The sequence below is a fragment of the Amycolatopsis thermalba genome (genome assembly GCF_003385215.1).
Classification (GTDB): domain Bacteria; phylum Actinomycetota; class Actinomycetes; order Mycobacteriales; family Pseudonocardiaceae; genus Amycolatopsis_E; species Amycolatopsis_E thermalba.
The window spans coordinates 37,399-63,230 of the sequence record NZ_PQHW01000031.1; the positions used below are offsets into that span (position 1 = coordinate 37,399).

A 25,832-nucleotide genomic window follows, 5' to 3' on the forward strand; every position below is an offset into this window, starting at 1 on the left:
ACGGGCAGGCTCCGGGATGACGGGGGACCGTTGTCGTCTCACCTCGGGCAGGTGGTCGCCGGGTGGTCATCCCGTCGCCTTCCGGTTTGTGCGTATCACCTTGAGCCAGGGCCGCAAGGTTGGCACCGTCGGCCGCCGGAGAGAGCCCGGGTTGCGGCCCTGGCTCAAGGTGATCGTTGCGTGTCAGGCGACGGGATGACCACCCAGCTTCACTGTGTTCAAAGCTCCGGCTTTGCCGTCAGAGGAGTGGCGGGACCGCTGCGTCGATGAGGTGCGGGCCGGGCTCGTTGAGTGCGTTGCGGAACTGGTCGGCCAGTTCCTCCGCCGTCGTCGCCCTTGTTGCTGGGACGCCCATGCCTTCGGCGATCTTCACGAAGTCGATGTCGGGGCGGGCCAGGTCCAGCAGGTCCTTCGCCTTCGGGCCGGATGCCTCGGCTCCCACCCGCTGTAGTTCCATACGCAGGATGGCATAGGCGTGGTTGTTCAGGATCACCGTCGTCACGTTCAGGTTTTCCCGCGCCATCGTCCACAGCGCCGAAATGGTGTACAGCGCGCTGCCGTCCGCCTGCAGTGCGATCACCGGGCGGTCCGGGGCGGCGACCGCGGCACCCACCGCCACCGGGAGTCCCTGGCCGATCGCGCCGCCGGTCAGGGTGAGCACGTCGTGGCGGGGGGCGCCCGCGGTGGCGCCGGGGAGCAGCAGGCCCGACGTGTTGGCCTCATCCGAAATGATCGCGCCTTCGGGGAGCAGGGCGCCGATCACCTCGACCCAGTTCTGCACCGTGAGCGGGCCGCTCGGCAGCGCGGGGCGAGCCGGCTCCTGCAGCACCGGGTCCACCTCGGGCGCGACCTCGTCGGCCAGGGCTTCCAGTGCGGCGACCACGTCCTGGTCCAGCTCCGCCAACGTGTGCACCTGGGCGCCGTCCGGCACCAGATCACTGGGCTTGCCGGGGTAGGCGAAGAACGACACCGGCGCCTTGGTCCCCGCCACGATGACGTGCTTGATGCCCTCCAGCTGCCACTGCACCTGCTCGGCCAGGTACGCCAGCCGCTCGATCGTGGGCAGTCCGGCGCCGCGCTCCAACCGGGCCGGGAAGGTTTCCACGAACGGCTTCGCGCCGGTGGCGGTCGCGATCCGGCTGACCGCCCGCAGGCCGGCTTCGCGGCAGGCGGGGCCGCCCACCAGCAACGCGACCGGCTCGCCGGTGCGCAACACCTCCGCCACGGCCTTCACCGTGGTTTCGGCGACGGTCTGCGGTGTGCGCGGCGGCACCGGCTGCGCCGCGACACCACCGTCACCCCAGGACACGTCCGCGGGCAGGATCAGCGTCGCCACCTTGCCCGGCGCCTCCTGCGCCGCCGCCCCGGCGAACGCGGCGTCCGCGCCGACCTCCGCGCTGTTCGCCGACCGGCGCACCCAGCCGTTGAGCGAACCGGCGATCGCCTCGATGTCCGACTCCAGCGGCGCGTCGTACTTCTTGTGGTACGTCGCGTGGTCACCGATCACGTTCACCACCGGCACGTGCCCGCGGCGGGCGTTGTGCAGGTTCGCCAGGCCGTTGCCCAGCCCCGGCCCCAGGTGCAGGAGCGTCGCGGCCGGCTTGTCCGCGATCCGCGCGTAACCGTCGGCCGCGCCGGTCACCACACCCTCGAACAGGGCCAGCACACCGCGCATCTCGGGCACCGAATCGAGCGCCGCGACGAAGTGCATCTCCGACGTGCCCGGGTTGGCGAAGCACACGTCGACACCCGCGTCGACGAGCGTGCGGATCAGGGACTGCGCGCCGTTCATCTCACTCCTCAGTCGAACAGGACATCCGGGTTCAGGATGCCCTTCGGGTCGAAGGCCTGCTTGATCCGGCGCAGCAACGCGACCTTGGCCGGGTCCTCGAGCGCGAGGAAGTGGTCCTTCTTCGCCTGCCCGATGCCGTGCTCGCCGGAGATGGCGCCGCCCGCCGCGATCCCCGCGGCGAAGATGTCGTGCAGCAGCCGGTGCCGCTTCTCCGGGTCCTTGCAGAAGATTCCCAAGTGGACGTTGCCGTCCCCGGCGTGCCCGCAGCCGATCGCGCCGGCCTCGGCCGCCGCGGCCAGTTCCCGGACCTTCGCCAGGAAGCCGGGCATCTCCGACCGCGGCACCACGACGTCGATCACGTCGTCCGCGCCGGCGGCCTTCGCCGTCCAGAACGCCTTTTCCCGCGCCTCGATGAGCTTGCGGGCCGAACCGCCGTCGAGCACGTACACCTCGGACGCGCCCAGCTCGCCGAGCAGCTCGCCGGCACGCTCGACGTCGCCGTCCAGCCGGTCGCCGTCGCGGTTCTCCAGCCCCACCACCAGATACGCCTGCGTGGCGTTGCGGACCTCCTCCGGGACGCCCAGCTCCAGCTTCTCGTTGTAGGTGATCGCCGCCATCGTGAGGTTGTCGATGTATTCCAGGATGTTCGGCGTCAGGCCGCTGGCGATGATCTCCGGGACCGCCCGCATCACCTGGTCGAGGTCGCCGAACGGGGCGAGCAGGGTCGCGGCGTGCGCCAGGCGCGGGTGGAGCTTGACGATCACCTCGGTGACCAGCGCGAGCGTGCCCTCCGAGCCGATGATCAGCTGGGTCAGGTCGTAACCGCTGGAGATCTTGGACGTCTTGCCGCCGGTGCGGATGATCTCGCCGGTCGGCAGGACCGCCTGCAGGCCCACGATGTTGTGCCGCGCGACGCCGTACTTGACCGCGCGCATGCCGCCGGCGTTGGTGCCCACGTTGCCGCCGACGCTTGCGCTCAGTTCGCCCGGGTAGACCGTGTAGGCGAGGCCGGCGTCCTGGGTCGCCTCGTCCAGCTCGCTGAGCGTGACGCCCGGCTGGACGACGGCGACCTGGTTCGCGGTGTCGATCTCCAGGACCGCGTTCATCCGCTCGAACGACACGAGCAGGCCGTCCTCCCGCGGCCGGGCCGCGCCCGGCCGGCCGCTGCCCGAGCCGCGCGCGGTGACCGGGAGGTCGTTCTCGGCGGCGAGGGCCAGCAGCGCGGCGACCTCCTCGGCGGTGCCGGGTTTGACGACGTAGGCCGGTTTCGCGGCGGCGACCGTCAGAGACTCGTCCTTCGCGTAGTCGTCCGGGATGGAGTCCCCGGTGAGGAGGTTGCGCTCGCCGACGATCTCGGCGATCCGCGCGGTGACGTCGCCCATGACGTACCCCGTCCTTTCCTGCGCCTGCCGTTGACGGAAGCCTAGTACGGGAGGGCGGAGGGCAGGAAGTGAAGGCGATTCATGTTTGGCGGAGGATCGAGGTCACGCGAGCCGCCTACCGGTGAGGTCCTCGCCGGTAGGTGGGTTTCGCCGAACAACGAGCAGACGTGCATTGCTGAGGAGAACCGCTTACCGGTGCCGGAAAGGGTGCGGGGCCGGTCCGCGCCAACGTACCGGCCCCGCGTTCTCAGCCGAGCGGTCAGACCAGCCAGCCGAGGACGTGCGCGAGACCGGCCAGGATGTTGGAAACGATGTCGTGGCCGTGGTGGAAGTGCGCAGCGAACATTGGAGAGGGGCTCCTTTGCGGAATCAAATCTTCGTTTTCCCTGGTTGCTTTCGAAAGCAGGGGAAGATTTTCAGTTCCGCCGGGAGGTGTCAAACCGCTCCGGAAAGCGTGGTGCCTCGCGAATAGCGGGGTGGAAAATCTGCCCAGCCTAAACACGTAACACTTTCGGGTTCGCGACCGGGGGTGTCAGGACGCCGCTCGTAGCCCCGCCGGGCGGGCCCACCTGGGGTGATGACGACCTTGCTCCGCCACACCCGGGTGATGCCCGCCCGAACGGGTGAAGACATTGCCACGTAAGGTGATCCCCCTATGATCACGCTAACGAGTGACGGGGGACCAGGGTTCTGCCCCTAACGACCGCAGGTCGAGGGTCACTCCGCGCGGGCGAAGGAGAGGGTTTCGCCCTCGACGCCGCGCAGCCAGAGGTCCTGGGCGGCCGCCGCCATTTCCGGCAGCCCCTCCACGATCGTGGCGAACACGTTGCCCGGAACCCAGCCGGCGTCCCCGTTGATGAGCAGGTTGTTCCGGCCGTAGAAGATGGCCAGATCGGTCGCGCCCCGATCGCTGTGCGCCTCGCTGCTGTCCTCGTACCCGTAGGCGGGATTTCCGATTTCCCACGCCTCGAATCCGAAATAGACGACATCGCCGGGAATGGGCGTCACCGTCGGGTTCTCCCGGCCCGGCTTCGGGTCGGCGAACGGCGGCACCAGCGTGTAGACCTCGTTGCGGGCGTACTTCGCGTGGTAGGCCGAACCGCTTTGCGGCAACGCGTCCCACACCGCCTGGCAGGTCCGCGGCGCCTCCGCGTCCAGCAGCACGGCACGGCAGGACACACCGCGCTTGTCGAGCGAAATGGTGATGTAGCGGGCCAACGTGCCTTCTCCCTACTTGGAACCGGTGACGGCCGCGACGGTCTCGGCCCAGATCGCGAGCGCGTCGTCGATCTGCTCGGCGGTGACCACGAGCGGCGGGATCATCCGCACGACGTTGGAGTACGCGCCGCAGGTGAGCAGCAGCAGCCCGCGCCGCGCCGCCTCCTGCTGCGCCGCCGCCGCGGTCGCGGTGTCCGGGGTGCCGTCGGCCTTGGTGAACTCCGACCCGACGAGCAGGCCGAGCCCGCGCACCTCGCCGATCTCCGGCGTCTTGTCGCCGATCAGCCGCGCGCCCTCCAGCAGCTGCTTGCCGCGCGCCGCCGCGTTCTCGACCAGGTTCTCCTCCTCGATCACGTCGAGGGTGGCCAGCGCGGCCGCGCAGGACACCGCGTTGCCGCCGTAGGTGCCGCCCTGCGAACCGGGGAACGCCTTGGACATCAGCTCCTGCGAAGCCGCGATGCCGGACAGCGGGAAACCGCTCGCCAGGCCCTTCGCGATCAGCACCACGTCCGGCCGCACGCCGAAGTGGTCGTGGCCCCAGAACCGGCCGGTGCGCCCGAAACCGGTCTGGATCTCGTCGATCACCAGCAGGATCCCGTGCTGGTCCGCGCGCTCGCGCAGCCCGGCCATGAACTCCGGGTTCGCCGGCACGTACCCGCCTTCGCCGAGCATCGGCTCGACGAAGAACGCGGCGGTCTCGTTCGGGGCGCTGATCGTCTGGAAGAGGTAGTCCAGTTCGCGCAGCGCGAACTTCGTCGCGGTCTGCTCGTCCCAGCCGTAGTGGTAGGCGTAGGGGAAGGGGGCGACGTGCACGCCGCCCATCAGCGGGGAGATGCCCGCGCTGAACCGGGTGCCGGAGGTGGTCATGGAGGCGGCGGCGACCGTGCGGCCGTGGAACCCGCCCTGGAAGACGATGACGTTCGGCCGCTTCGTGGCCTGCCGGGACAGGCGCAGCGCCGCCTCGACGGCCTCGCTGCCCGAGTTGGCGAAGAACAGCGAGTCCAGGCCGGTGGGCAGCACGTCGCCGAGCCGCTCGACCAGCTTGAGCAGCGGCTGGTGCATCACGGTCGTGTACTGGCCGTGGATCAGCTTGCCGACCTGCTCCTGCGCCGCCTTGACCACCTTGGGGTGGCAGTGGCCGGTGCTGGTCACGCCGATCCCGGCGGTGAAGTCGAGGTGGCGGTTGCCGTCGGTGTCGTAGAGGTAAGCGCCTTCGCCGTGCTCGACGACGACCGGAGTGGCCTGCTTGAGCAGGGGGGAGAGCTGGGCCATGACGGCGGAACTCCTAACGCGGAGTGAGCTTGTAGATTGTTGACAATCTGTCTAGCATGGCCCGTGGACAGGCGCAAGGTTGATCAGGAGGACTGATGGGCGAGCTGACCGAATCGGGTGTCGTGGACGCCGTCGGCAAGGAGCTGTTCATCGGCGGGAAGTGGGTCCCGTCGAGCGGTGGACGGACCTTCGCCGTCGAGGATCCCGCGACCGGCCGGGTCCTCTGCGAGGTCGCCGACGCCTCGCCCGAGGACGGGAAGGCCGCCCTCGACGCCGCGGTCGCCGCCCAGGCCGACTGGGCGAAGACGGCGCCGCGCGAGCGCAGCGAAATCCTGCGCCGCGCCTACGAACTGCTCAACTCGCGGGTCGACGAGCTGGCGCTGCTGATGACCCTGGAGATGGGCAAGCCGCTGGCCGAGGCGAAGGGCGAGGTCGCCTACGCCGCCGAGTTCTTCCGCTGGTTCGCCGAGGAGGCCGTGCGCATCGACGGCGGCTACCAGGTCGCGCCGAACGGGTCCGGCCGGTTCCTGGTCACCAAGCAGCCGGTCGGGCCGTGCCTGCTGATCACGCCGTGGAACTTCCCGATGGCGATGGGCGGCCGCAAGATCGGTCCGGCGATCGCCGCCGGCTGCACGATGGTGATCAAGCCGGCCGAGCAGACGCCGCTGTCGATGCTCGCGCTGGCCGCGATCCTGACCGAGGCCGGCCTGCCCGCGGGCGTGCTCAACGTCGTCACCACCAGCGACCCGGGCGGCGTGATGGAGCCGATGATCAAGGACGGCCGGGCGCGCAAGCTGTCGTTCACCGGGTCCACCGCGGTCGGCCGCAAGCTGCTCGAACAGTGCGCGGACAAGGTGCTGCGCACGTCGATGGAGCTGGGCGGCAACGCGCCGTTCCTGGTCTTCGACGACGCCGACCTGGACGCGGCGGTCGAGGGTGCGATGCAGGCCAAGATGCGCAACATCGGCGAGGCGTGCACCGCGGCCAACCGGTTCTACGTGCAGCGCGGGGTCGCCGACGAGTTCGCCCGGCGCCTGACCGAGCGGATGTCCGCGCTGCCGCTGGGCCGCGGCACCGAGCCGGGCGTGGTGGTCGGCCCGCTCATCGACTCCGACGCGGTGGCGAAGGTGACCGAGCTGGTCGCCGACGCCACTTCGCGCGGCGCGAAGGTGCTCACCGGCGGGACCACTGTGGACGGTCCGGGGAACTTCTACCAGGCCACGGTGCTGACCGAGGTGCCGCGGGATGCGCGGATGGCGAGCGAGGAGATCTTCGGCCCGGTCGCGCCGATCAGCGTGTTCGACGACGAGGACGAGGCCGTCGCGGCCGCGAACGACACCGAGTACGGCCTGGTCAGCTACGTCTACACCAATGACCTGAAGCGGGCGCTGCGCGTGTCGGAGGCGCTGGAGGCCGGCATGATCGGCTTGAACCAGGGCATCGTGTCCAACCCGGCGGCGCCGTTCGGCGGGGTCAAGCAGTCCGGCCTCGGCCGCGAGGGCGGCACCGTCGGCATCGACGAGTTCCTGGAGACCAAGTACATCGCGGTGAGCCTGTGAGCACCTACCGGATCGCGAGCATCCCCGGTGACGGCATCGGGGTCGACGTCACCGCCGAGGCGCGCCAGGTCCTCGACCGCGCGGGTGAGCTGCACGGGTTCCGTCTGGAGTGGACGGAGTTCGACTGGAGCTGCGAGCGGTTCACCAAGACCGGCCGGATGATGCCGGAGGACGGCATCGACCAGTTGCGGCCGTTCGACGGGATCCTGCTCGGCGCGGTCGGGTTCCCCGGGGTGCCGGACCACGTGTCGCTGTGGGGGCTGCTGATCCCCATCCGGCGGGCGTTCGCGCAGTACGTGAACCTGCGGCCGGTGCGGCTGCTGCCCGGGACGACGTCGGTGCTGGCCGGCCGGGAGGCCGACGAGTTGGAGATGGTGATCGTCCGGGAGAACACCGAGGGCGAGTACTCGCAGATCGGCGGGCGGCACAACCCGGGGCAGCCGGGCGAGTTCGTCGTGCAGGAGTCGATCTTCACGCGGGCCGGGGTGTCGCGGATCATCCGGTTCGCGTTCGAGCTGGCCCGGACCCGCAGTGGGCGGGTGTGTTCGGCGACCAAGTCGAACGGGATCATCCACACGATGCCGTTCTGGGACGAGATCTTCGCCGAGATCGCGGCGGAGTACCCGGACGTCCACAGTGAACAGACGCACATCGATGCGCTGGCGGCGCGCATGGTGCAGCACCCGGATCGGCTGGACGTGGTCGTCGGGTCGAACCTGTTCGGCGACATCCTGAGCGACCTGGCGGCGGCGGTGACGGGCGGGCTGGGCATGGCGCCGTCCGGCAACGTCAACCCGGAGGGCGAGTTCCCGTCGATGTTCGAGGCGGTGCACGGCAGTGCCCCGGACATCGCCGGGCAGGGCATCGCGAACCCGGTGGCGCAGATCCTGGCGGGCGCGATGATGCTGGAGCACCTCGGCGAGAAGACAGCCGCGGCGGCGGTGCACAGGGCGGTCGAGGAGGTTCTGTCGGCCGGCGAGGTGGCCACCCCGGACCTGGGCGGCAAGTCGACGACGACCGAACTGGGAACCGCCATCACGGCGGCGCTCGCCTGATCGCGGGTGCCGCCTGTCGCCCCCGATGGCAGGCGGCACCCGCCGCACGGCGGGGGCAGGTGGCCGACGCCGCGCGGCGGTAGGCGCTGCCCGGCCTGCGACCCGCGCTGCCCGGCCTGCGACCCGCGCTGCCCGGCCTGTGACCCGCGCTGCTCGGTCTGTGACCTGCGCTGCCCGGCCTGTGACTCGCGCTGCCCGGCCTGTGACTCGCGCTGCCCGGCCTGTGACTCGCGCTGCCCGGCCTGCCACCGCCGCTGCGCGGCGGTAGGCGCTCTCCGGCCTGGGACCCGCGCGGCGCGGCTCGCCGCCGCTGTGCGGCGGTAGTGCTGGCTGGTCTGCACGTGGCGCTGCGCGGCGGTAGGTGCTGTTGGCCACCGAACGTTGCGCGGCGGCCGGCGCTGCCTGCTCTGCCACCCGCCGCCGCGCGGCGGCAGGCGCGGTCCGGCCTGCCGTCCGGCGCTGCTCGGTCTGCCGGGCCCGCCCGCCACCGGCCGGGCCGGGCGGTGCCGCGTCGGCGGACTCGCCGCCCCGAGTGAGCAACTCGCCGTCCCGAACGTGGAACTCGCGCTCCCGAGTGAGCAACTCGCCGTCCCGAACGTGGAACTCGCGCTCCCGAGCGGGCAACTCGCCGCCTGGGCGCGAGTCGGCAGCGCCTCCCGGCCTGGCCGGGGAACCCGGGGCCGACCTGCGGCGGCAGGCATATCTTCACCCGGAATGGGCAACCCAGGCACCTGAGAAGTCGAGGTGCGGGAGTGGTTCATGGAGTTGCTGGGTGTCCGGGTGCCCGGTCCGGTGTCGGCGGTGAAGGGCCTCGCCGGGGTGGTGTTGTCCCCGCTGAGCAGGCCCCGCCGCCGGGTGTGGTCCTGCCCAGGCCGGCTGCACATCGAGGCGCACGGGGTGCACGGGCCGGGCGGTGAAGCCGTGGCGCAGCGCATCGAGCAGGCCGTGCAGCGTCAGCCGGGCGTCGCGTGGGCCCGGGTCAACGCGCCCTCCTCCCGGGTGATCATCGGCGTGACCGACCCCGCCCCGGACAGCGACGAGCTGATCCGCGTCGTCGCCGAGGCCGAGAGCGCCCCCAACGGCGTCGGCGAGGAGATCAAAGAAGACGAGCTGCACCACCCGGCCGACGGCCTGCGCGGCACGCGCCTCCTGCCGACCCTGGCGGCGGACGCCCTCGGCCTGGGGCTGTCCCTCATCACCCGCCTCGCGCCGTGGGCGCCGATCCCGACCGAGATCGCCGCGCTGCCCACCGTCGTCGACCTGCACCCGCGGCTGGACGAGATCGCCGCCGAGCGCGTGGGCAGTCGCGAGAAGGCCGACACCGCGACCTCGGCCTTCGGCGCGTTCGCGCAGGGCCTGGCCTCCGGTGGCGAGGGCACGATCGTCGACATCATCCAGCGCGCCGAGCAGTGGCGCGAGGCCCGCGCGCACGAACGGCTGTGGTGCCAGGCCGAGAGCCGCCTGATCCACGGGCCGGAGGACGCCGCCGCCGGCCCGGTCGTCGTCGAGCGCCCGCGCGAGATCCCGGACGGCCCGGTCGAACAGTACGAGCAGCGCATCCTCAACCTCGGCGCCGCCGCGGCCGCCGTGTCCCTGCCGTTCACGCGCCCGCGCCGCGCGATCGGCATCGGCCTGGCCGCGCTGCCCAAGGCCGCCGAGGCCGGGCGCACCGCGTTCGGCGCGCGCCTGGGCCGCGTGCTGGCGACCGAGGGCGTGCTGGTCATGGACCGCGGCGTGCTCCGCCACCTGGACACCATCGACACCCTGGTCCTCGACGAGCAGGCCTTCGACACCGGCCGGATGGTTCTCAACGACCTCATCCCGCTCGGCGACGGCGACTCCCGCGAGCTGGTCGAACGCGCGTGGCAGCTGTTCGACGCGCACACCCCGGGCAAGGTCCACGAAGACAACGGCTGGCGCCTCGGCCCGCTCGACGAGCTGGGCGTCGACCAGGGCGCCCACGAGCGCGAGCAGCTGGAGAAGCGCGGCGCGGCCGCGGTCCTCGGCCTGGTGCACGACCAGCAGCTCGCCGCGGTCATCGTGCTCGGCAGGCAGGTGCCGCCGGGCGTGGCGGCGGTGATCGCCGCCGCGCGCCGCTCGAACATCGAGGTGATCAGCGCCAACGGCGGCCACGCCGCGTTCGAAGCCGATCGGCTGATGCCCGGCGGCGACCGTCTCGTCTCGACCGTGCGCGAGCTGCAGGGCGACGAGCACGTGGTGATGCTGGTGTCCGACGACCGCCGCGCGCTCGGCGCCGCCGACTGCGGCATCGGCACGCAGCGCCCCGGCGACCCGCCGCCGTGGGGCGCGCACCTGCTGATCGGCGAGGAGATCGGCGTGGCGGCCCTGGTCGTCGACGCGATCGCCGCCGCCCGCGAGGTCAACCGCGACAGCATCTGGCTCTCGCAGGGCGCGACCGGCGTCGGCGCGGTCGCCGCGCTGCAGCCCGGGCGCCGCAGCCCGGCCAACCGCGCGATGCGGGCGGTGAACCTGGGCGCGGCCGTCGCCCTGACCAACGCGCACCGCCGCGCGAAGCGGCTCGCCGACCGCGACACCAGCCTCGCCGGGGACGCCGCGCCCTGGCACCTGATGCCGGTCGACGTCGTGCTGGACCGCCTCGGCACCGATCCGGACGGCCTCAGCGACGACGCCGCCCAGAAGCGCGCCAGGGCCCGCGGCACCGGCAGCGGCGGCCGGACCAGCCTGATGCAGGCGTTCATCAACGAGCTGTCCAACCCGCTCACCCCGGTCCTGATCGGCGGCGCCGCCCACGCCGCGTCGGTCGGGTCGCCGGTGGACGCCGCGCTCGTCGCCGGGATCACCGGCGTGTCCGCGCTGGTCGGCAGCGTCCAGCAGGTGCACACCGAGAAGCAGCTGGCCGAGCTGCTGAGCCGGTCGGCGATCAGCACGACCGTGATCCGGGACGGCCGGGAGCGTGTGGTCAGCGCCGACGACCTGGTGCCCGGCGACGTCATCAAGCTGACCTCCGGCGACGTCGTGCCCGCCGACTGCCGCCTGCTCGAAGCCGACGGCGTCGAGGCGGACGAGTCGTCGCTGACCGGTGAGTCCCTGCCGGTGTCCAAGGACCCGGCGCCGGTGATCGCCGGGGACGTCGCCGAGCGCGCGTCGATGCTCTACGAGGGCACGACGATCGCGGTCGGGGAGGCTATCGGCGTCGTCGTCGCGACCGGCGCGGACACCGAGGCCGGCCGCAGCATGGCGATGGCGCGCGAGAACGCGCCGGTCACCGGTGTCGAGACCCGGCTGGCCGAGCTGACGTCGAAGGCGATGCCGCTGGCGATCGGGTCGGCGGTCGCGGTCGCCGGGGCCGGTCTGCTGCGCCGGGTGCCGCTCCGGCAGAGCCTGTCCGCGGCGGTGAACCTGGCCGTCGCATCGGTGCCGGAGGGGCTGCCGTTCCTGGTCAGCGCCGCGCAGCTGGCCGCCGCGCGCCGGCTCGCCGAGCACAACGCGCTGGTCCGCAACCCACGCAGCATCGAGGCGCTGGGCCGGGTCGACGTGCTGTGCTTCGACAAGACCGGGACGCTGACCGAGGGCACGCTGACCGTCCACGAGGTCGACGACGGCCACCAGCGTCGCAAGATCGAGGACCTGGACGAGGCGACCGAGTCGGTGCTGCTCGCCGCGTTGCGGGCGACCCCGCACGCCGACGACCCGTCCGACCTGCCGCACGCGACGGACCGGGCGATCGTCGAAGGCGCGCAACGGGTTTCCGTGCAGACGAACGGCTGGGAGCTGGTCGACGCGGTGCCGTTCGAGCCCTCGCGCGGCTACCACGCCTCGCTGATGCGGGGCGACGGCGGGCTGGTGCTGAGCGTCAAGGGCGCGCCGGAGTCGGTGCTGCCGCGGTGCGATCTGGGCGAGGCGCAGCGGAAGAAGCTCGCCGGGCGGATGAAGAAGCTGGCCAAGGCGGGGCAGCGGGTGCTCGCGGTCGCGGAGTCCACACCGGACAGTGCGAACCTCGACGAGGACGCGGTGCGGGGCCTGCGGTTCAAGGGTTTCGTGGCGATCGCCGACCCGGTGCGGGGGAGCGCCGCGGCCGCGGCGGCGGACCTGCGCGCGGCCGGCGTGCAGATCGTGATGATCACCGGGGACCACCCGGACACCGGCGAGGCGATCGCGGGCAAGGTCAGCGAGGACGGCGCCGACCTGCACGTGGTGACCGGCGCCGAGCTGGACGCGATGGACGACGAGCAGCTGGCGTCCACTTTGGAGACCGTGGACGTGGTGGCGCGGTGCAGCCCGGCGCAGAAGGTGCGGATCATCAAGGCGTACCAGAAACACGGCCACACGGTCGCGATGACCGGCGACGGCGCGAACGACGCGCCCGCGATCCGGCTCGCGGACGTCGGCATCGCGCTCGGCGGGCACGGCGCCCCGGCCGCGCTGACCGCGGCCGACCTGGTGGTGACCGACGACCGGCTGGAAACCATCATCTCGGCGCTCGTCGAGGGCCGGGCGATGTGGGCATCGGTGCGGGAGGCGCTGGCGATCCTGCTCGGCGGGAACCTCGGCGAGATCGGGTTCAGCGTGCTGGGCGCGACCCTGACCGGCCGTTCCCCGCTCGGGGCGCGGCAGTTCCTGCTGGTCAACCTGCTGACCGACCTGGCGCCGGCGCTGGCGATCGCGCTGCGGCGGCCCGAGGACGGCGCCGACCTGCTGCGGGAAGGGCCGGAGAGCTCGCTCGGGAAGCGCTTGCAGAAGGACATCGGCGTGCGGGCCGGGGTGACGACCCTCGGCGCGACGACCGCGTGGATGCTGGCGCGCGCGACGGGCCGCGGCCGCCGGGCGAGCACGGTCGCGCTGGCCGGGCTGGTCGGCACGCAGCTCGGGCAGACCCTGCTGACGGGCGGCTGGAACCGGTCGGTGCTGGCGACGTCGCTCGGTTCGGTGGCGCTGCTCGCGGCGGTCATCCAGACGCCGGGCGTGAGCCAGTTCTTCGGCTGCACCCCGCTCGGCCCGATCGGCTGGGGGATGGCGCTGGGCAGCGCGGGCGCGGCGACGGCGCTGGGCGCGGTGGTCGGCCGGACGATCGAGGAGTGAGGTCAGGCGCGGGTGAGCGCGGGCCGGTTCACGTGGCCCGTTCCAGGCGCTGGCCCAGCTCGATGGCCAGCCGTTGCACGAAGACCTGGGCGGAGCCCAGGCGAGCGCGGTTGGTGTTGCCCAGCTGCTTGACCTCGGCGGCGACGGCCAGATCACCCACGGCCTCGACCACGACGCACTGGGACAGGTCGTCCTCGCCGATGGTGCAGAACGCGACCCCGGCGTCGATGTCCGAGAAGGGCGGGACCTGCACGGTGACGATCCGGCCGGGCCCGACGTCGCCCCGGCACCCGGAAGTCATCCGCACCTCCCACACCGCCGCCGACGCCTCGATCACTTCGTAACGGACAGCCAGCTCGGTGACGGCGTAGTCCTCGTTCTGCCACTGTGCGCGCTCGGCCGCGACGATGTTCGCGTCGGAGGTCAGGGTGTCAGCGCACTTCTCGACGAGCGCGTAGCCCTTGTCATCCGGCTCGGCGAACGGCACCGCCCCGGAGGCGCGATCGAGATCCAGCAGTGCCCCGTCGTCGTCGGTGAGCATCACCGACACCAACCGCTGCTGGTCCTCGGGTGTGGGCAGCGGCCGCGCGGACCCCGGCGCTGTAGGAGCGGCGTCCTCCGGCTGCTCCGGCGGCGGTGTCACCGTGCACGCCGACAAGGCCAACAGCGCAACCAACAGCCACCCGCGCACGCGGACCTCCTCGTGACGCCGCGTCGCGCGCGGACGGAACGAAGATCGCCGACCGGTGGCTTTCCGTTACGGCGGCACGAATCAGGCGTGCAGGCTGGTGCCCGGGGCGAGGCGTCGCACCGCGTCCTCCATGTGCGCCTCCAGCAGCGACACCGCCAGCTCCTCGTCGCCGGCGCCGATCGCCTCCGCGATGCGCTTGTGCTCGGTCACCCGCTCCTCGTTCGTCGCGTAGGTGCGGTGCAGCGCGGACAGGCACATCCGCGTCTCGATCAGCAGCGTGCGCGCCATCCGGCCGAGCCGCTTGGACCCCGACGCCGCCACCAGCTCTTCGTGGAACCGGACGTCCGCCGCCGAGACCTCGTCCCCGTCGGTGGCCGATGCCATGTCCTCGACCGCGTCCATCAGCCGGACGGCCAGGCCCTCGCGGTCACCGTGCCGCAGCACCCGGATCAGCGCCGCCCGCTCGATCGCGAACCGCGCCGAGTAGATGTCGTGCACGTCCTCCGGTTCGAGGTCGATCACGAACAGCCCGCGGTGCCGCTCGCTGCGCAGCAGGCCCTCCGACACCAGCCGCTGCATGGCCTCGCGCAGCGGGCCGCGGGACACCTGGAACCGGCCGGCCAGCTCGGTCTCCCCGAGCTGCGTCCCCGGCGCGAACGTGCCGTTCATGATCGCCTCGCGGAGCTGCCGCGCGATGATCGCCGCGGTCGACTCCCGGCTCACCGGTTCGATGTCGGTCAGGGCCATCGTTCACCTGCCTTCTGCGAACAGTCTGCCCAGCTGCTCGCACCGGGGCACCTGGCCGGTCAGCCGGAGCCCTTCCCAGATCGTCACCTGGTTCGCGGTGAGCACCGGCTTGCCCAGCCGCTCCTCGATCGCGCCCAGCACACCCAGCGTGCGCATCGCCGTGTCCGGGACCAGGACGGCGTCGGCCGCCGGGTGATCATGCGCCACCGCCAGTTCGACGACGGCCTCGGGGCTCAGCCGGCCCACCTCGGCGGCCGTGTCGATGTCCTCGCTCGACATCGCGACGACCTCGATCCCGCCCGCGCCGAGGAACTCGACGAACAGCTTCGCCACGTCGTCCGGGTAGCTCGCGGCCACCGACACCCGCGTCAGCCCGAGCGCCTGCGCGGCCCGCACGAACGCGAAGGACGTGCTCGACGCCGGCTTGCCCGCGGCCGCCGACAGCTTCTCCACCTGCTCGTGCGCGCCCTGCCAGCGGTAGACGAAGCTGCCGCTGGTGCAGGCCCACACCACCGCGTCCGGCTCGTGCTTGGCGAGCAGCGCGGCGCCCTCGGCCAACCGCGTCTCGCTGCCCAGGTCGAGCAGCTCGGGCACGGCGTGCAGGTCGGTGCCGTAGATGTGCTCGACCGGCAGCGAGATCCGGTAGCCCAGCAGCCGCTCGGCGAACGGGTAGTCGTCCTCCGCGGCGTGGTCCGGGTAGATGAAGCCGACGGTCGCCATGCACAAACCTCCAGTATTGTCGACAATCCTACGGTAGCGGGTTCAGGACACTTCGCGCAGCCACTTGCCGGGTCCGACGATCGGCAGCTCCATGCGTCTCAGGCAGGCCCACATCGTCAGCTGGTTCGCGGTCAGCACGGGCTTGCCCAGGGCCACCTCCAGCGGTTCGATCACGTCGTACGTCGGGAGGTTCGTGCAGCTCACGAAGATCGCCTCGGCGTCCGGGTGGTCGGCGCCCAGGATCCGCTCGGCGATCGTGCGGTAGCTGACCTTCCAGATCCCGCCGCCGAGCCCGAGGTGGTCGCTGGAGACGGTGTCCACGTTCAGCTCGGCGAGGAAGTCGTGCAGGCTCTGCGTCAGGTCCGCGTCGTACGGGGTGATGACCGCGACGCGGTGGACGTCCAGCAGGTGCAGCACCTCGGCCAGCGCGCCCGACGTGGTGACCGCGTCCGGGGCGCCGGCGTCGCAGATCGCCTTGCACAACGACCGCTCGTAGTCGAGGCCGTTGACGAAGCTGCCCGACGTGCACAGGTAGGCGACCACCTCCGGCTCGACGTGCAGGACGTCGCGGGTCGCGGCGGCCAGGTGCTGGTGGTTGCTGACCAGCTGCGCCATCTCCATGCTGACCGGCACCGGCTCGTACGGGGTGCGGGCGAGGTGCAGCGACACCTCCATCGGGATCCAGCGCCAGAGCTCGCGCTCGAGGGCCAGGTCGAAGGGTGCGATGACTCCGATGCCTCGCTGCGCCAGTGGCCCGTCGAAGACAGGGAAGTCGAAATCCAAGGCTCAGCCTCCGGGACGTTCTGAAGGAAGCCTCCGGGGTGGCTCCTCGGATTGTTGACAATCATACGACCGGCTCTTACCGTGTCAACGGTGATCGGCATGGAGAAACCGGTGCTGGCGGTGCTGTGCGGTGACGACCAGGCCCGGAACCTCACCGAATCGCCAGCCATGCAGCCCATCGAATCCGCGGCCGTGGTGCGTTACACCGGCGAGGCCGGCCTGGCCGACGCGCTGCGGGACGCCGACGCCCTGTTCGTCTACGACTTCCTCTCCCGTGCGGTGCCCGACGCGTGGCACGCCGCGAACCGGCTGCGGTGGCTGCACATCGCCAGCGCGGGGGTCGACCCGGTGATGTTCCCCGGGATGCGGGACAGCGACGTCGTGCTCACCAACTCGCGGGGCGTCTTCGACGATTCGATCGCCGAGTACGTGCTGGGAGTGATCCTCACCTTCGCCAAGGACCTGCACACCTCGCTCGACCTGCAGCGCGCGAGCCGCTGGCAGCACCGCGAGACCGAGCGGATCGCCGGGCGGTCGGTGCTGGTCGTGGGCACCGGGCCGATCGGCAGGGCGATCGCGCGGATGCTGCGCGCGGTCGGGATGCGCGTCGCGGGTGCCGGGCGGCGGGCGCGCTCGGGAGACCCCGACTTCGGCGACGTGCACGCCTCCGGCCGGCTGGTGGACCACCTGCCCGGGTACGACTACGTCGTCGCCGTGGCGCCGCTGACCGAGCAGACGAAGGGCCTGTTCGACGCGGCCGCGTTCGCCGCGATGAAGCCGTCCGCGCGGTTCGTCAACGTCGGCCGGGGTGAGCTGGTCGTCACCGCTGACCTGGTGGAGGCGCTGCGGACCGGCGGGATCGCCGGTGCCGCGCTGGACGTGTTCGACACCGAGCCGCTGCCGGTGGACAGTCCGCTGTGGACGATGCGGAACGTGCTGGTCTCGCCGCACATGTCCGGTGACTTCATCGGGTGGCGGGACACGCTGGTCGAGGTGTTCGCGGACAACTTCCACCGCTGGCAGACTGGCGCCCCTCTTCGTAATGTCGTGGACAAGCAGCTGGGGTACGTGCCGTCCGATCGGTGAGGAGTTCCGATGACCCTGTTGACGGCGAGTGAGCTGGTCGCCGCGTATTCGACCGGCGAGATCAGCCCGGTCGAAGCGACCGAGGCCGCGCTGCGCTCGATCGAGGAGCGGGACAGGGAGTGCAACGCGTTCTGCCTGGTCGACCCGGAGGTGGCCCGCGAGGGCGCCAAGGCGTCGGAGGCGCGGTGGCGCGAGGGCAACCCGATCGGCTCGCTGGACGGGGTGCCGACCTCGATCAAGGACATGTTCCTGACCCAGGGCTGGCCGACCCTGCGCGGTTCGACGTGCATCGATCCGGACCAGCCGTGGGACGTGGACAGCCCGGTCACCGCGCGGCTGCGGGAGAACGGGCTGGTCCTGCTCGGCAAGACGACCACGCCGGAGCTGGCGTGGAAGGGCGTGACCGACAACCCGCTGACCGGCGTGACCCGCAACCCGTGGAACCCGGCGAAGACCCCCGGCGGGTCGAGTGGCGGCAGCGGCGCGGCGGTGGCGGCCGGGATGGGTGAGCTGTCGGTGGGCACCGACGGTGGCGGGTCGGTGCGGATCCCGGCGTCGTTCTGCGGGATCGTCGGGCTGAAGCCGACATACGGTCGTATCCCGTTGTGGCCGGCGAGCCCGTTCGGGGCGTTGTCGCACGCCGGGCCGATGGCGCGGTCGGTGTCGGACGTGGCGTTGTTGCTGGACGTGCTCGCGTTGCCGGACCACCGGGACCCGAACGCGCTGGAGCCGCCGGCGGGCGCGTACCGGGAGGCGGTGCGGCGGGACGTGCGGGGGTTGTTCGCGGCTTTCTCGCCGACACTGGGGTGGGCTTCGGTGGATCCGGAGGTGCGGCGGATCGTCACGTCGGCGGTCGCGACGCTGGACGAGGCCGGGTTGCGGGTCGAGGAGACGGACCCGGGCTTCGCCGACCCGCGGGAGGCGTTCGACGTGCTCTGGTCGACCGGCGCGGCGCAGTGGCTGGACACGTTCCCGCCCGGTTCCGAGGCGAAGGTGGACCCGGGCCTGCGGCGGGTGTGGGAGCAGGGGAAGACGTACTCGGCGGCGGACTACCTGGCGGCCAACGCGGAGCGCGCGTCGCTGGGAATCCTGATGGGCGAGTTCCACAGCCGGTTCGACGTGCTGATCACCCCGACGGTCGCGATCCCGCCCTTCGAGGCGGGTTTCGAGGTGCCGCCGGGGAGCGGGATGAGCGGCTGGCCGGACTGGACGCCGTTCACGTACCCGTTCAACATGACCCAACAACCGGCGATCAGCGTACCGGCGGGTTTCACGGCGGACGGGCTGCCGGTGGGGTTGCAGATCGTGGGGCCGCGGCACTCGGATGATCTGGTACTTGCGGTCGCGCGGCTGGTCGAGGAGGTTCGCCCGTGGCCGACGGATCGGCCGGCGGGGCGTTGAGGTTTGCCGCGTGGGCTGGCTTGGTGCTCCGGGGTGGGGCGTCTGTTGCTGCTTCGCGGTGAGGTGGGCGTTGCTGCTTCGGGATGAGGGGGGCCGATCCTTCGCGGTGTGTTGGCGGGTGTTCCAGGCGGTGTCGAGTGAACGGACCACCGACGAGAAGCCCACCCAGACAGGCACCACTCACAACCCAATGACTGGTACCTCTCGCACACCGATGAACGGTCCATTCACGGTTCGACGAGAAGCCCACTCTGGCACGCCACTAACAACCCGATGAGACGTGCACCTCGCGCGGCGATGAATGGTCCGTTCACCGCCGCGTGAGGTGGGTGCTTCGGCCGGCTTGGGGAGGGCCTGCGTGAGTGGGAACCTCGCTGGGTGATGAACGGTCCAGTCATCCACCCACCGCCGCCACCCGCTCCACAAAGGACCTCCCCCGCTCCGCGATGCGGCTTCGTTCGCCGTGTGTTGTGCTGGACCCATGCGGAGAACGACTTTGGGCAAGAGCGGACTCGACGTCTCCCGGATCGCCTTCGGGACCTGGCAGCTCGGCGGCGACTGGGGCTCCTTCGACGAGGACGCGGCCGTCCAGGCCATCCAGCACGCCCGCGAGCTGGGCGTCAACTTCTTCGACACCGCCCAGGCGTACGGCTTCGGCAAGTCGGAAGCCCTCCTCGGCCGTGCCCTGCGCGACGAGCTGAAGCGCGACCGCGACAACCTGGTCATCGCCACCAAGGGCGGCATCAACCCGGGCAGCGACCGGCCCCGCGACGCCCGCCGCGACTGGCTGCGCAAGGGCGTCGAGGAAAGCCTGCGCCACCTCGCCCTCGACCACATCGACCTGTACCAGGTCCACTGGCCCGACCCGGACACCCCGGCCGACGAAACCGCCTCGGCCCTGCAGGAACTCGTCGACCAGGGCAAGATCCGCCACGTCGGCGTGTCCAACTACGACACCGAACAACTGGCCGCGTTCGACCGCACCCGCCCGGTCGAGACCCTGCAGCCGCCCTACCACCTGTTCCGCCGAGCCATCGAGGACGACCCGCTCCCGTACTGCCGCGAACACAACATCGGCGTCCTCGTCTACAGCCCGCTCGGCAGCGGCCTCCTCACCGGCGCCCTCACGCCGCACACCACGTTCGAGCCCGGCGACTGGCGCGCCAAGTCCAGCGCGTTCCAGGGCGCGAACCTCCAGAAGAACCTCGAGGTCGTCGAGCAGCTGAAGAACCTCGCTGCCGAGAAGGGCGCCACCGTCAGCCAGCTCGCCATCGCGTGGACCCTGCACCAGCCGGGCGTCCACGTGGCGATCGTCGGCGCGCGGCGGGCCCGCAACATCGAGGACAGCGTCGCCGCGGCGGACCTCGACCTCACCCGTGACGACCTCGCCCGCATCGAGGAGATCACCTCGCGCGGCGTCCAGGTCGAGGGCGCCAGCCCGGAGGGCGTCGCCTGACGCGAGAGGCGGGGGCCGGCCCACGGCCCCCGCCACCGTCAGCGCGCGGCGAACTCCAGTTCCTCCAGCGCGGTGTCCAGGTGCGTCAGGATCCGCTGCAGGTGCGGCACCGACCGGCGGCAACCGGTGATCCCGAAATCCAGGTTGTCCCCGTTGTTGGTCAGCGTGATGTTGAGCGCCTGCCCGTCCAGCAGCACCGACGCCGGGTAGATGCCGTCGAGCTTCGCGCCGTTCCAGTACATCTGCTTGCGCGGCCCGGGCACGTTCGAGATCACCAGGTTGAACGGCGGTCGCGTGTTGGTCACGACCCCGGGCACCGGCGAAATGCCCAGCTGCGCCACGTTGATGCCGGACAGCAGCAGCGCCTGCAGCGGCGTCAGCTCCTTGAAGATCCGCTTCGCCTCGCGCATCGACTGGTGGATCGTCATCAGCCGCGACGCCGGATCCGGCTTGTCCGTGCCGAGGTTGCACAGCACCGCGCCGATCTGGTTGCCCGCCGCCTCACCGGTGTCGGTCGGCTTGCGCATCGACACCGGCACCATCGCGATCAGCGGCGCGTCCGGCAGCGCGCGCTGTTCGATGAGGTAGTCCCGCAGCGCGCCGGAGCACATCGCGAGCACCACGTCGTTGCGGGAGGTCCCGGTGGCGGTGGCGATCGCGCGCACCCGCTTGAGCGGCCACGACTGCGCGGCGAACCGGCGTGCGCCGCCGATCGGGACGTTGAAGATCGTCTTCGGGGCCTGCATCGGCAGCAGCAGCGTGTGCTCGCGGAACGCCTCCCGCGCCACCTTCGCCGCCGCCGGCGCGATTCCCGCGATCTGCTTCAGCGAGCCGGTGCCCATGCGCAGCAGTGACCGTGCGTTACGCGGCGGCTTGCCGCGCGGCATCTGACGCGAGCCCCACGGCGGCGGGCAGCTGCGGTCGTCCGGATCGTCGGACAACGTGCCCTGCAGGTGCCGCAGCGCCGAAACGCCGTCCATCAGCGCGTGGTGCACCTTGCTGTACATCGCGAACCGGCCGTCCTGCAGGCCTTCGACCAGGTGGATCTCCCACAGCGGACGGTGCCGGTCGAGCAGCGTGCTGTGCCAGCGCGAGGTCAGCTCCAGCAACTCGCGGACCCGGCCCGGATACGGCAGCGCGGAATGCCGGAAGTGGTAGTCGAGGTCGAGATCGTCGTCGCGCGCCCAGGCCGCGTAACCGAGCGTGTTCACCGGGCGGGCCACCCGCTGCCGGAACAGCGGGCGGACGTCGGTGTTCTTGACCAGGTCCTCACGCAGGCTGCGCAGATAGGTGTGGTCGGCGCCGTCGGGGGTCTGGAACAGCTGCAGGCCACCGACGTGCATCGGGTGCTCGCGGCTTTCCACCAGCAGGAACATCGAGTCGGTGAAGGGCATCAACGGCATCGGTGACCACCTCTCCGGTCCGGGGCGCTTGCGTGCCCAGGGTCATGGAGTCTACGCGCACTGCTACGGCCCGGAGCACAATCTACGCTGAGGGAATGACCATCCCGACGGACCCGGAAAGGGGCGAGTTCAAGCGATCGCCGAACCGCTTCACGGCACGGATCACGGCCGACGGCGCGGATGGCTGGCCCGTCGAGGCGGGCCGCTACCGGCTGGTCGTCAGCCGCGCGTGCCCGTGGGCCAGCCGCGCACTGATCGTGCGCCGGTTGATGGGACTGGAGGAAGCGCTGTCCGTCGCGATCGCCGACCCGATCCAGGACGAGCGCAGCTGGCGGTTCACGCTCGACCCCGGTGGGCGCGATCCCGTGCTGGGCATCGAGTTCCTCGGCGAGGCCTACCGCGCCGCCGACCCGGACTACGACGGCGGTATCAGCGTGCCGGCGATCGTGGACATCCCCAGCGGCAAGCTGGTGACCAACGACTACCCGCAGATCACGCTCGACCTGGACACCGAGTGGGTCGCCCACTACCGCGACGGCGCGCCCGATCTGTACCCGGAGAAGCTGCGCGACGAGATCGACGAGATCAACCGCGCGGTGCACCGGGACGTCAACGCCGCCGTGTACGAGGCGGGCTTCGCCACGAAGCAGCCCGCCTACGACGACGCCTACCGGCGGCTGTTCGCCCGGCTCGACGAGCTGTCGGACCGGTTGTCGCGGCAGCGTTATCTGGTCGGGGACACGATCACCGAGGCCGACATCCGGCTGTTCACCACCCTCGTCCGGTTCGACCCGGTCTACCACGGGCACTTCAAGTGCAACCGGCACAAGCTGACCGAGATGCCGGTGTTGTGGGCGTATGCGCGGGATCTGTTCACCACCCCCGGTTTCGGCGACACCGTGGACTTCGACCACATCAAGCGGCACTATTACCAGGTGCACGAGCAGGTCAACCCGACGCGGATCGTGCCCGGTGGTCCGGACCTTTCCGCGTGGGCCGAGCCGCACGGGCGCGCCGACCTGGGCGGACGGCCGTTCGGCGACGGCACACCACCGGGGCCACCGCCCCAGGACGAGGTCGTGCCCCCGCAGTGGTGACGGGGTGCCATACTCTGACGGCGTGACGAAGACCGGCGCCCAGCACCTCGTGGACGCGCTGCTCGAGCTCGGGGCCGAGGTCGCGTTCGGTCTTCCGGGCGTGCACAACCTGCCGATCTGGGAGGCGCTGGCCGACAGCCCGCTCCGGCTGATCGGCGTCCGGCACGAACAGACCGCCGGGTACGCCGCGGACGGGTTCGCGCGGGCGACCGGCAAGCTCGGCGTCGCGATCGTGACGACCGGGCCGGGCGCGGCGAACACGATCGCCGCGGTCGGGGAGGCGATGGCCTCGGGTTCGCCGGTGCTGGTGATCGCCACCGACATCCCGGCGGGACTGCGGCGGCCCGGCATGGTGCGCGGTGTGCTGCACGAGACCAGCGACCAGGCCGCGCTGTTCGCGCCGGTCACCAAGGCGGCGGTCACCGTCGAGACACCCGAGGACCTGGCGCCCACGGTCCTGCGCGCCGCCCGGCTGGCGATGCGGCCGCAGAGCGGTCCGGTGTACGTCGGGATCCCCACGGATTTCCTGCGGCACAACGGTTCCCGCGGCGCCGACCCGGAGCCGACGGACGCTTTCCCGGCGCTGGCACTGGCGGATCTGGACGCGGCCCGGCGCATGCTGGCGATGGCGTCGAGGCCGCTGATCTGGGCCGGTGGCGGCGCGGTGCGAGCCGAGGCCGGCGCCGTGATCGGGCAGCTGGCGGAGAAGCTCGCCGCGCCGGTGATCACGACGTTCGCCGCGCGCGGGTTGCTGCCGCCGGCGCACCCTTGTGCCGCGCCGACCCCCGTGCACGCCCCGGAGGTGGGCGCGCTGTGGGACGAGGCCGACGTGGTGCTCGGCATCGGCACGGATTTCGACGGCCTGATGACGCAGAACTGGCTGATGCCCAAGCCGCCGAAGCTCATCGTGATCAACGTCGACCCCAAGGACGCGGCCAAGAACTACCCGCCCGACATCACCCTGGTCGGCGACGCACGAGACGTGGTGCCCCAGTTGCTGCAGGGCCTGCCGGCGCGGCCCGGGCTGGCGGAGCTGACCGAGCGACTGCAGCGGGTGTCGGACCAGGTGCGCCGTCGGATCCGCAGCGAGGAGCCGCAGGCCGCGGATTTCCTGCGCACGCTGGAAGAGACCCTGCCCGACCGCGCGATGCTGGTGGCTGACATGTGCATCGCCGGCTACTGGGCGGGCGGGTTCCACCGCGTGGCGGCGCCGCACCGGTTCGCCTACCCCATGGGCTGGGGCACGCTCGGGTTCGGCTTCCCGGCCGCGCTGGGTGCGGCGGCCACCGGGGCGGGCCGGGTGGTGTGCATCAGCGGCGACGGCGGGTTCCTGTACGGGTGCGGCGATCTGGCCACGCTGGCGCAGGAGTCGCTGCCGGTGACGGTCATCATCGTCGACGACGGTGGTTACGGCATGCTGCGGTTCGACCAGGACCGGGAGGGCCTGCCGCACCGCGGGGTCAACCTGCACACGCCGGACTTCGTCGGTCTGGCGCGGTCGTTCGGCGTGGACGCCGGCCGGGTGGAGGGTTTCGGCCGTGCGTTCCGGCGGTTGCTGGGGGAGTTCGTGCGCAGTGATGAGCCGAATGTGTTGGTGGTGCGGGCGTCGTTGAAGCCACCGGTGAATACGTCGCCGCGGTGGTATCGGGCGATGCGGTCGCGGTGAGGGTGGTTGCTGGGCCCGGTTGGTCGTGGATCCGGGCTGCCGCGGTCCGCCACCTTTCCGGTGGTCTGGTTGTTCTCCGTTGGGTGTGGGCGTTGGCGGTTGCTGGGGGAGTTCGTGCGCAGTGATGAGCCGAATGTGTTGGTGGTGCGGGCGTCGTTGAAGCCACCGGTGAATACGTCGCCGCGGTGGTATCGGGCGATGCGGTCGCGGTGAGGGTCGCCGGGCCCCGCTGGTCGTGGATCCGGGCAGGCGGAAGCAATCTCGCCACCGGGGCCATCGGTGGAGGTGGTTTCGTGCGGTGCGTGTCCGGTCAGGCATTGCGGACCACCACCTTGCCGGTGGCCTGGTTGTTCTCCATGTAGGTGTGGGCCTCGACGATCTCGTCCAGCCGGAAGACCCGGTCGAGGTTCGGCTGGTACACGCCGCGCGCCACGCCGTCGACGATGGCCTGTAGTGCCTCGCCGCCGGATTTGCCCTGGATGTCGTTGCTCTGGAACGCCGTCAGCTTCGTGCCGGAGGGGATCACGGCCGTCGGCTGGAAGTCCGGGATCGACCACTCGCCGCTCAGCATGCCGGTGACGCACACCGTTCCGCCGCGCGCGGCGAGCCGCAGCGAGTCCGCCACCGTCGGCGCTCCGATCAGGTCCAGCACGTAGTCCGGGCCCTCCGGGCACAGTGCGCGAACACCGGCGGCGATGTCCCCGCCGTCCACCACGACGTGTGACGCCCCGGCCTTCTCCAGTGCCGCCACCTTCTCCCGGTTGCGCGTGGTCGCGATCGTCACCAGCCCGCGCTCCCGCGCCAGCGACAACATCGCCATCCCCACCGACGACGTGCCACCGCGGATCAGCAGGCTCTGCCCCGGCGAAGTCGCGCCGAACGTGGCCAGCGATCCCCACGCCGTCAGGTAGGTCTCCGGCAGCGCGGCGAAGACGTCCCACGGCAGATCGGTCTCCACCGGGATCAGCAGATCCTCCGGCAGCAGCGCGTATTCCGCGTACCCGCCATCGAACTCCCGGCCCATCTCGCCCATCACCGCGGCCACCGTGGTTCCCGGCGCCAGCCGCACGGAGTCCACGACGACGCCGACGCACTCGATGCCCAGGACCCGCGGGAACCGCACGTTCGGCGAAAGCCCCTGCCGGGTCATCAGCTCCGACCGGTTCAGCCCGAACCCCTCGACCCGTACCAGGGCCCAGCCGTTCCGCACCTCGGGTGTGGGAATCTCCCGTACCCGCAACACCTCCGGTCCGCCCGGACCGTCCACCACGACTGCTCGCATGTTCGTCCCCCTTCAGACAACGCCACGTTAATCAGGCTCTGTTGATCTATGTGTGGGTGCGGTCAGGTAGTTCGGGGCGGTAGCCGCCGAGCGCGAGGAGTGCGAGGGAGATCAGGGCGTCGGCGTGTTTGAACCCGAAGGCCAGGCGGGTCAGTAGCCGG

18 protein-coding genes are annotated in these 25,832 nt (G+C 71.4%); 8 read left to right on the plus strand and 10 right to left on the minus strand.

All coding sequences use genetic code 11. The features are described from left to right. Nucleotides 1–238 precede the first annotated feature (238 nt). The 4 genes from D0D15_RS15050 to D0D15_RS15065 form a co-directional block, all read right to left on the minus strand. On the minus strand, nucleotides 239–1,792 hold the full coding sequence (locus tag D0D15_RS15050; RefSeq protein WP_115944512.1) for an acetolactate synthase large subunit: 1,554 nt from the start codon (nucleotides 1,790–1,792) through the stop codon (nucleotides 239–241). A gap of 8 nt (nucleotides 1,793–1,800) precedes the next feature. After that, nucleotides 1,801–3,174, minus strand: coding sequence for an FAD-binding oxidoreductase (locus D0D15_RS15055; protein ID WP_115944513.1), 1,374 nt, complete (start codon nucleotides 3,172–3,174; stop codon nucleotides 1,801–1,803). A 717-nt stretch (nucleotides 3,175–3,891) separates the two neighbouring features. Further along, nucleotides 3,892–4,392, minus strand: coding sequence for a DUF3830 family protein (locus tag D0D15_RS15060; protein WP_094008630.1), 501 nt, complete (start codon nucleotides 4,390–4,392; stop codon nucleotides 3,892–3,894). Nucleotides 4,393–4,404: 12 nt separating this feature from the next. Further along, nucleotides 4,405–5,664 (minus strand): aspartate aminotransferase family protein, encoded by a 1,260-nt coding sequence (locus D0D15_RS15065; protein ID WP_094008631.1) that lies wholly within the window; start codon nucleotides 5,662–5,664, stop codon nucleotides 4,405–4,407. A 95-nt stretch (nucleotides 5,665–5,759) separates the two neighbouring features. Here D0D15_RS15065 and D0D15_RS15070 point away from each other — a divergent pair, with 95 nt between their 5' ends. The 3 genes from D0D15_RS15070 (at nucleotide 5,760) to D0D15_RS15085 (ending at nucleotide 13,339) form a co-directional block, all read left to right on the plus strand. Then, complete coding sequence (locus D0D15_RS15070; RefSeq protein ID WP_094008632.1) at nucleotides 5,760–7,223, plus strand: NAD-dependent succinate-semialdehyde dehydrogenase; 1,464 nt, start codon at nucleotides 5,760–5,762, stop codon at nucleotides 7,221–7,223. After that, nucleotides 7,220–8,278, plus strand: a complete 1,059-nt coding sequence (locus tag D0D15_RS15075; protein ID WP_094008633.1) for a tartrate dehydrogenase — start codon at nucleotides 7,220–7,222, stop codon at nucleotides 8,276–8,278. Before D0D15_RS15070 ends, D0D15_RS15075 begins: the two co-directional genes overlap by 4 nt. Before the next feature lie 759 nt (nucleotides 8,279–9,037). After that, a complete protein-coding gene (locus D0D15_RS15085; protein ID WP_167481512.1) occupies nucleotides 9,038–13,339 on the plus strand; it encodes a cation-translocating P-type ATPase in 4,302 nt (1,433 codons plus the stop codon). A 28-nt stretch (nucleotides 13,340–13,367) separates the two neighbouring features. Here the strand turns inward: D0D15_RS15085 and D0D15_RS15090 are convergent, their stop codons facing one another. The 4 genes from D0D15_RS15090 to D0D15_RS15105 form a co-directional block, all read right to left on the minus strand. Beyond that, nucleotides 13,368–14,030, minus strand: a complete 663-nt coding sequence (locus D0D15_RS15090) for a hypothetical protein (protein ID WP_094008635.1) — start codon at nucleotides 14,028–14,030, stop codon at nucleotides 13,368–13,370. A gap of 81 nt (nucleotides 14,031–14,111) precedes the next feature. After that, on the minus strand, nucleotides 14,112–14,777 hold the full coding sequence (locus D0D15_RS15095; RefSeq protein WP_094008636.1) for a GntR family transcriptional regulator: 666 nt from the start codon (nucleotides 14,775–14,777) through the stop codon (nucleotides 14,112–14,114). Nucleotides 14,778–14,780: 3 nt separating this feature from the next. Continuing rightward, nucleotides 14,781–15,497 (minus strand): maleate cis-trans isomerase family protein, encoded by a 717-nt coding sequence (locus tag D0D15_RS15100; RefSeq protein ID WP_094008637.1) that lies wholly within the window; start codon nucleotides 15,495–15,497, stop codon nucleotides 14,781–14,783. 42 nt (nucleotides 15,498–15,539) lie between these two features. After that, nucleotides 15,540–16,280, minus strand: a complete 741-nt coding sequence (locus D0D15_RS15105; RefSeq protein WP_094008638.1) for a maleate cis-trans isomerase family protein — start codon at nucleotides 16,278–16,280, stop codon at nucleotides 15,540–15,542. Between the two features lie 99 nt (nucleotides 16,281–16,379). Between D0D15_RS15105 and D0D15_RS15110 the strand changes: the two genes are divergently transcribed. The 3 genes from D0D15_RS15110 to D0D15_RS15120 all read left to right on the plus strand — a co-directional run bounded on the left by D0D15_RS15110 (nucleotide 16,380) and on the right by D0D15_RS15120 (nucleotide 20,223). Then, complete coding sequence (locus tag D0D15_RS15110) at nucleotides 16,380–17,366, plus strand: D-2-hydroxyacid dehydrogenase (RefSeq protein ID WP_094008644.1); 987 nt, start codon at nucleotides 16,380–16,382, stop codon at nucleotides 17,364–17,366. A 9-nt stretch (nucleotides 17,367–17,375) separates the two neighbouring features. Next, nucleotides 17,376–18,767 carry an amidase gene (locus tag D0D15_RS15115; protein WP_094008639.1) on the plus strand — a complete coding sequence of 464 codons (1,392 nt, stop codon included), beginning with the start codon at nucleotides 17,376–17,378 and terminating at the stop codon, nucleotides 18,765–18,767. A gap of 481 nt (nucleotides 18,768–19,248) precedes the next feature. Then, nucleotides 19,249–20,223, plus strand: coding sequence for an aldo/keto reductase (locus D0D15_RS15120; protein ID WP_094008640.1), 975 nt, complete (start codon nucleotides 19,249–19,251; stop codon nucleotides 20,221–20,223). 38 nt (nucleotides 20,224–20,261) lie between these two features. Here the strand turns inward: D0D15_RS15120 and D0D15_RS15125 are convergent, their stop codons facing one another. Beyond that, complete coding sequence (locus D0D15_RS15125) at nucleotides 20,262–21,626, minus strand: WS/DGAT/MGAT family O-acyltransferase (protein ID WP_094008641.1); 1,365 nt, start codon at nucleotides 21,624–21,626, stop codon at nucleotides 20,262–20,264. Nucleotides 21,627–21,721: 95 nt separating this feature from the next. Here D0D15_RS15125 and D0D15_RS15130 point away from each other — a divergent pair, with 95 nt between their 5' ends. Continuing rightward, nucleotides 21,722–22,723: a glutathione S-transferase family protein gene (locus tag D0D15_RS15130; protein ID WP_094008642.1), complete on the plus strand. Its 1,002-nt coding sequence runs from the start codon at nucleotides 21,722–21,724 to the stop codon at nucleotides 22,721–22,723. Between the two features lie 22 nt (nucleotides 22,724–22,745). Next, entirely contained in the window at nucleotides 22,746–24,389 is a 1,644-nt protein-coding gene (locus D0D15_RS15135; RefSeq protein ID WP_115944516.1) for a thiamine pyrophosphate-binding protein, read from the plus strand. A 310-nt stretch (nucleotides 24,390–24,699) separates the two neighbouring features. Here the strand turns inward: D0D15_RS15135 and D0D15_RS15140 are convergent, their stop codons facing one another. Beyond that, nucleotides 24,700–25,671 carry a zinc-binding dehydrogenase gene (locus D0D15_RS15140; protein ID WP_162830575.1) on the minus strand — a complete coding sequence of 324 codons (972 nt, stop codon included), beginning with the start codon at nucleotides 25,669–25,671 and terminating at the stop codon, nucleotides 24,700–24,702. Between the last annotated feature and the right edge of the window lie 161 nt (nucleotides 25,672–25,832).

What these genes read in the sequence shown, in the direction of transcription:
- D0D15_RS15050 (WP_115944512.1), bottom strand. Translation starts at nt 1,792, where the DNA reads ATGAACGGCGCGCAGTCCCTGATCCGCACGCTCGTCGACGCGGGTGTC.
- D0D15_RS15055 (WP_115944513.1), bottom strand. Translation starts at nt 3,174, where the DNA reads ATGGGCGACGTCACCGCGCGGATCGCCGAGATCGTCGGCGAGCGCAAC.
- D0D15_RS15065 (WP_094008631.1), bottom strand. Translation starts at nt 5,664, where the DNA reads ATGGCCCAGCTCTCCCCCCTGCTCAAGCAGGCCACTCCGGTCGTCGTC.
- D0D15_RS15070 (WP_094008632.1), top strand. Translation starts at nt 5,760, where the DNA reads ATGGGCGAGCTGACCGAATCGGGTGTCGTGGACGCCGTCGGCAAGGAG.
- D0D15_RS15085 (WP_167481512.1), top strand. Translation starts at nt 9,038, where the DNA reads ATGGAGTTGCTGGGTGTCCGGGTGCCCGGTCCGGTGTCGGCGGTGAAG.
- D0D15_RS15095 (WP_094008636.1), bottom strand. Translation starts at nt 14,777, where the DNA reads ATGGCCCTGACCGACATCGAACCGGTGAGCCGGGAGTCGACCGCGGCG.
- D0D15_RS15100 (WP_094008637.1), bottom strand. Translation starts at nt 15,497, where the DNA reads ATGGCGACCGTCGGCTTCATCTACCCGGACCACGCCGCGGAGGACGAC.
- D0D15_RS15110 (WP_094008644.1), top strand. Translation starts at nt 16,380, where the DNA reads ATGGAGAAACCGGTGCTGGCGGTGCTGTGCGGTGACGACCAGGCCCGG.
- D0D15_RS15115 (WP_094008639.1), top strand. Translation starts at nt 17,376, where the DNA reads ATGACCCTGTTGACGGCGAGTGAGCTGGTCGCCGCGTATTCGACCGGC.
- D0D15_RS15120 (WP_094008640.1), top strand. Translation starts at nt 19,249, where the DNA reads ATGCGGAGAACGACTTTGGGCAAGAGCGGACTCGACGTCTCCCGGATC.
- D0D15_RS15125 (WP_094008641.1), bottom strand. Translation starts at nt 21,626, where the DNA reads ATGCCGTTGATGCCCTTCACCGACTCGATGTTCCTGCTGGTGGAAAGC.
- D0D15_RS15130 (WP_094008642.1), top strand. Translation starts at nt 21,722, where the DNA reads ATGACCATCCCGACGGACCCGGAAAGGGGCGAGTTCAAGCGATCGCCG.
- D0D15_RS15140 (WP_162830575.1), bottom strand. Translation starts at nt 25,671, where the DNA reads ATGCGAGCAGTCGTGGTGGACGGTCCGGGCGGACCGGAGGTGTTGCGG.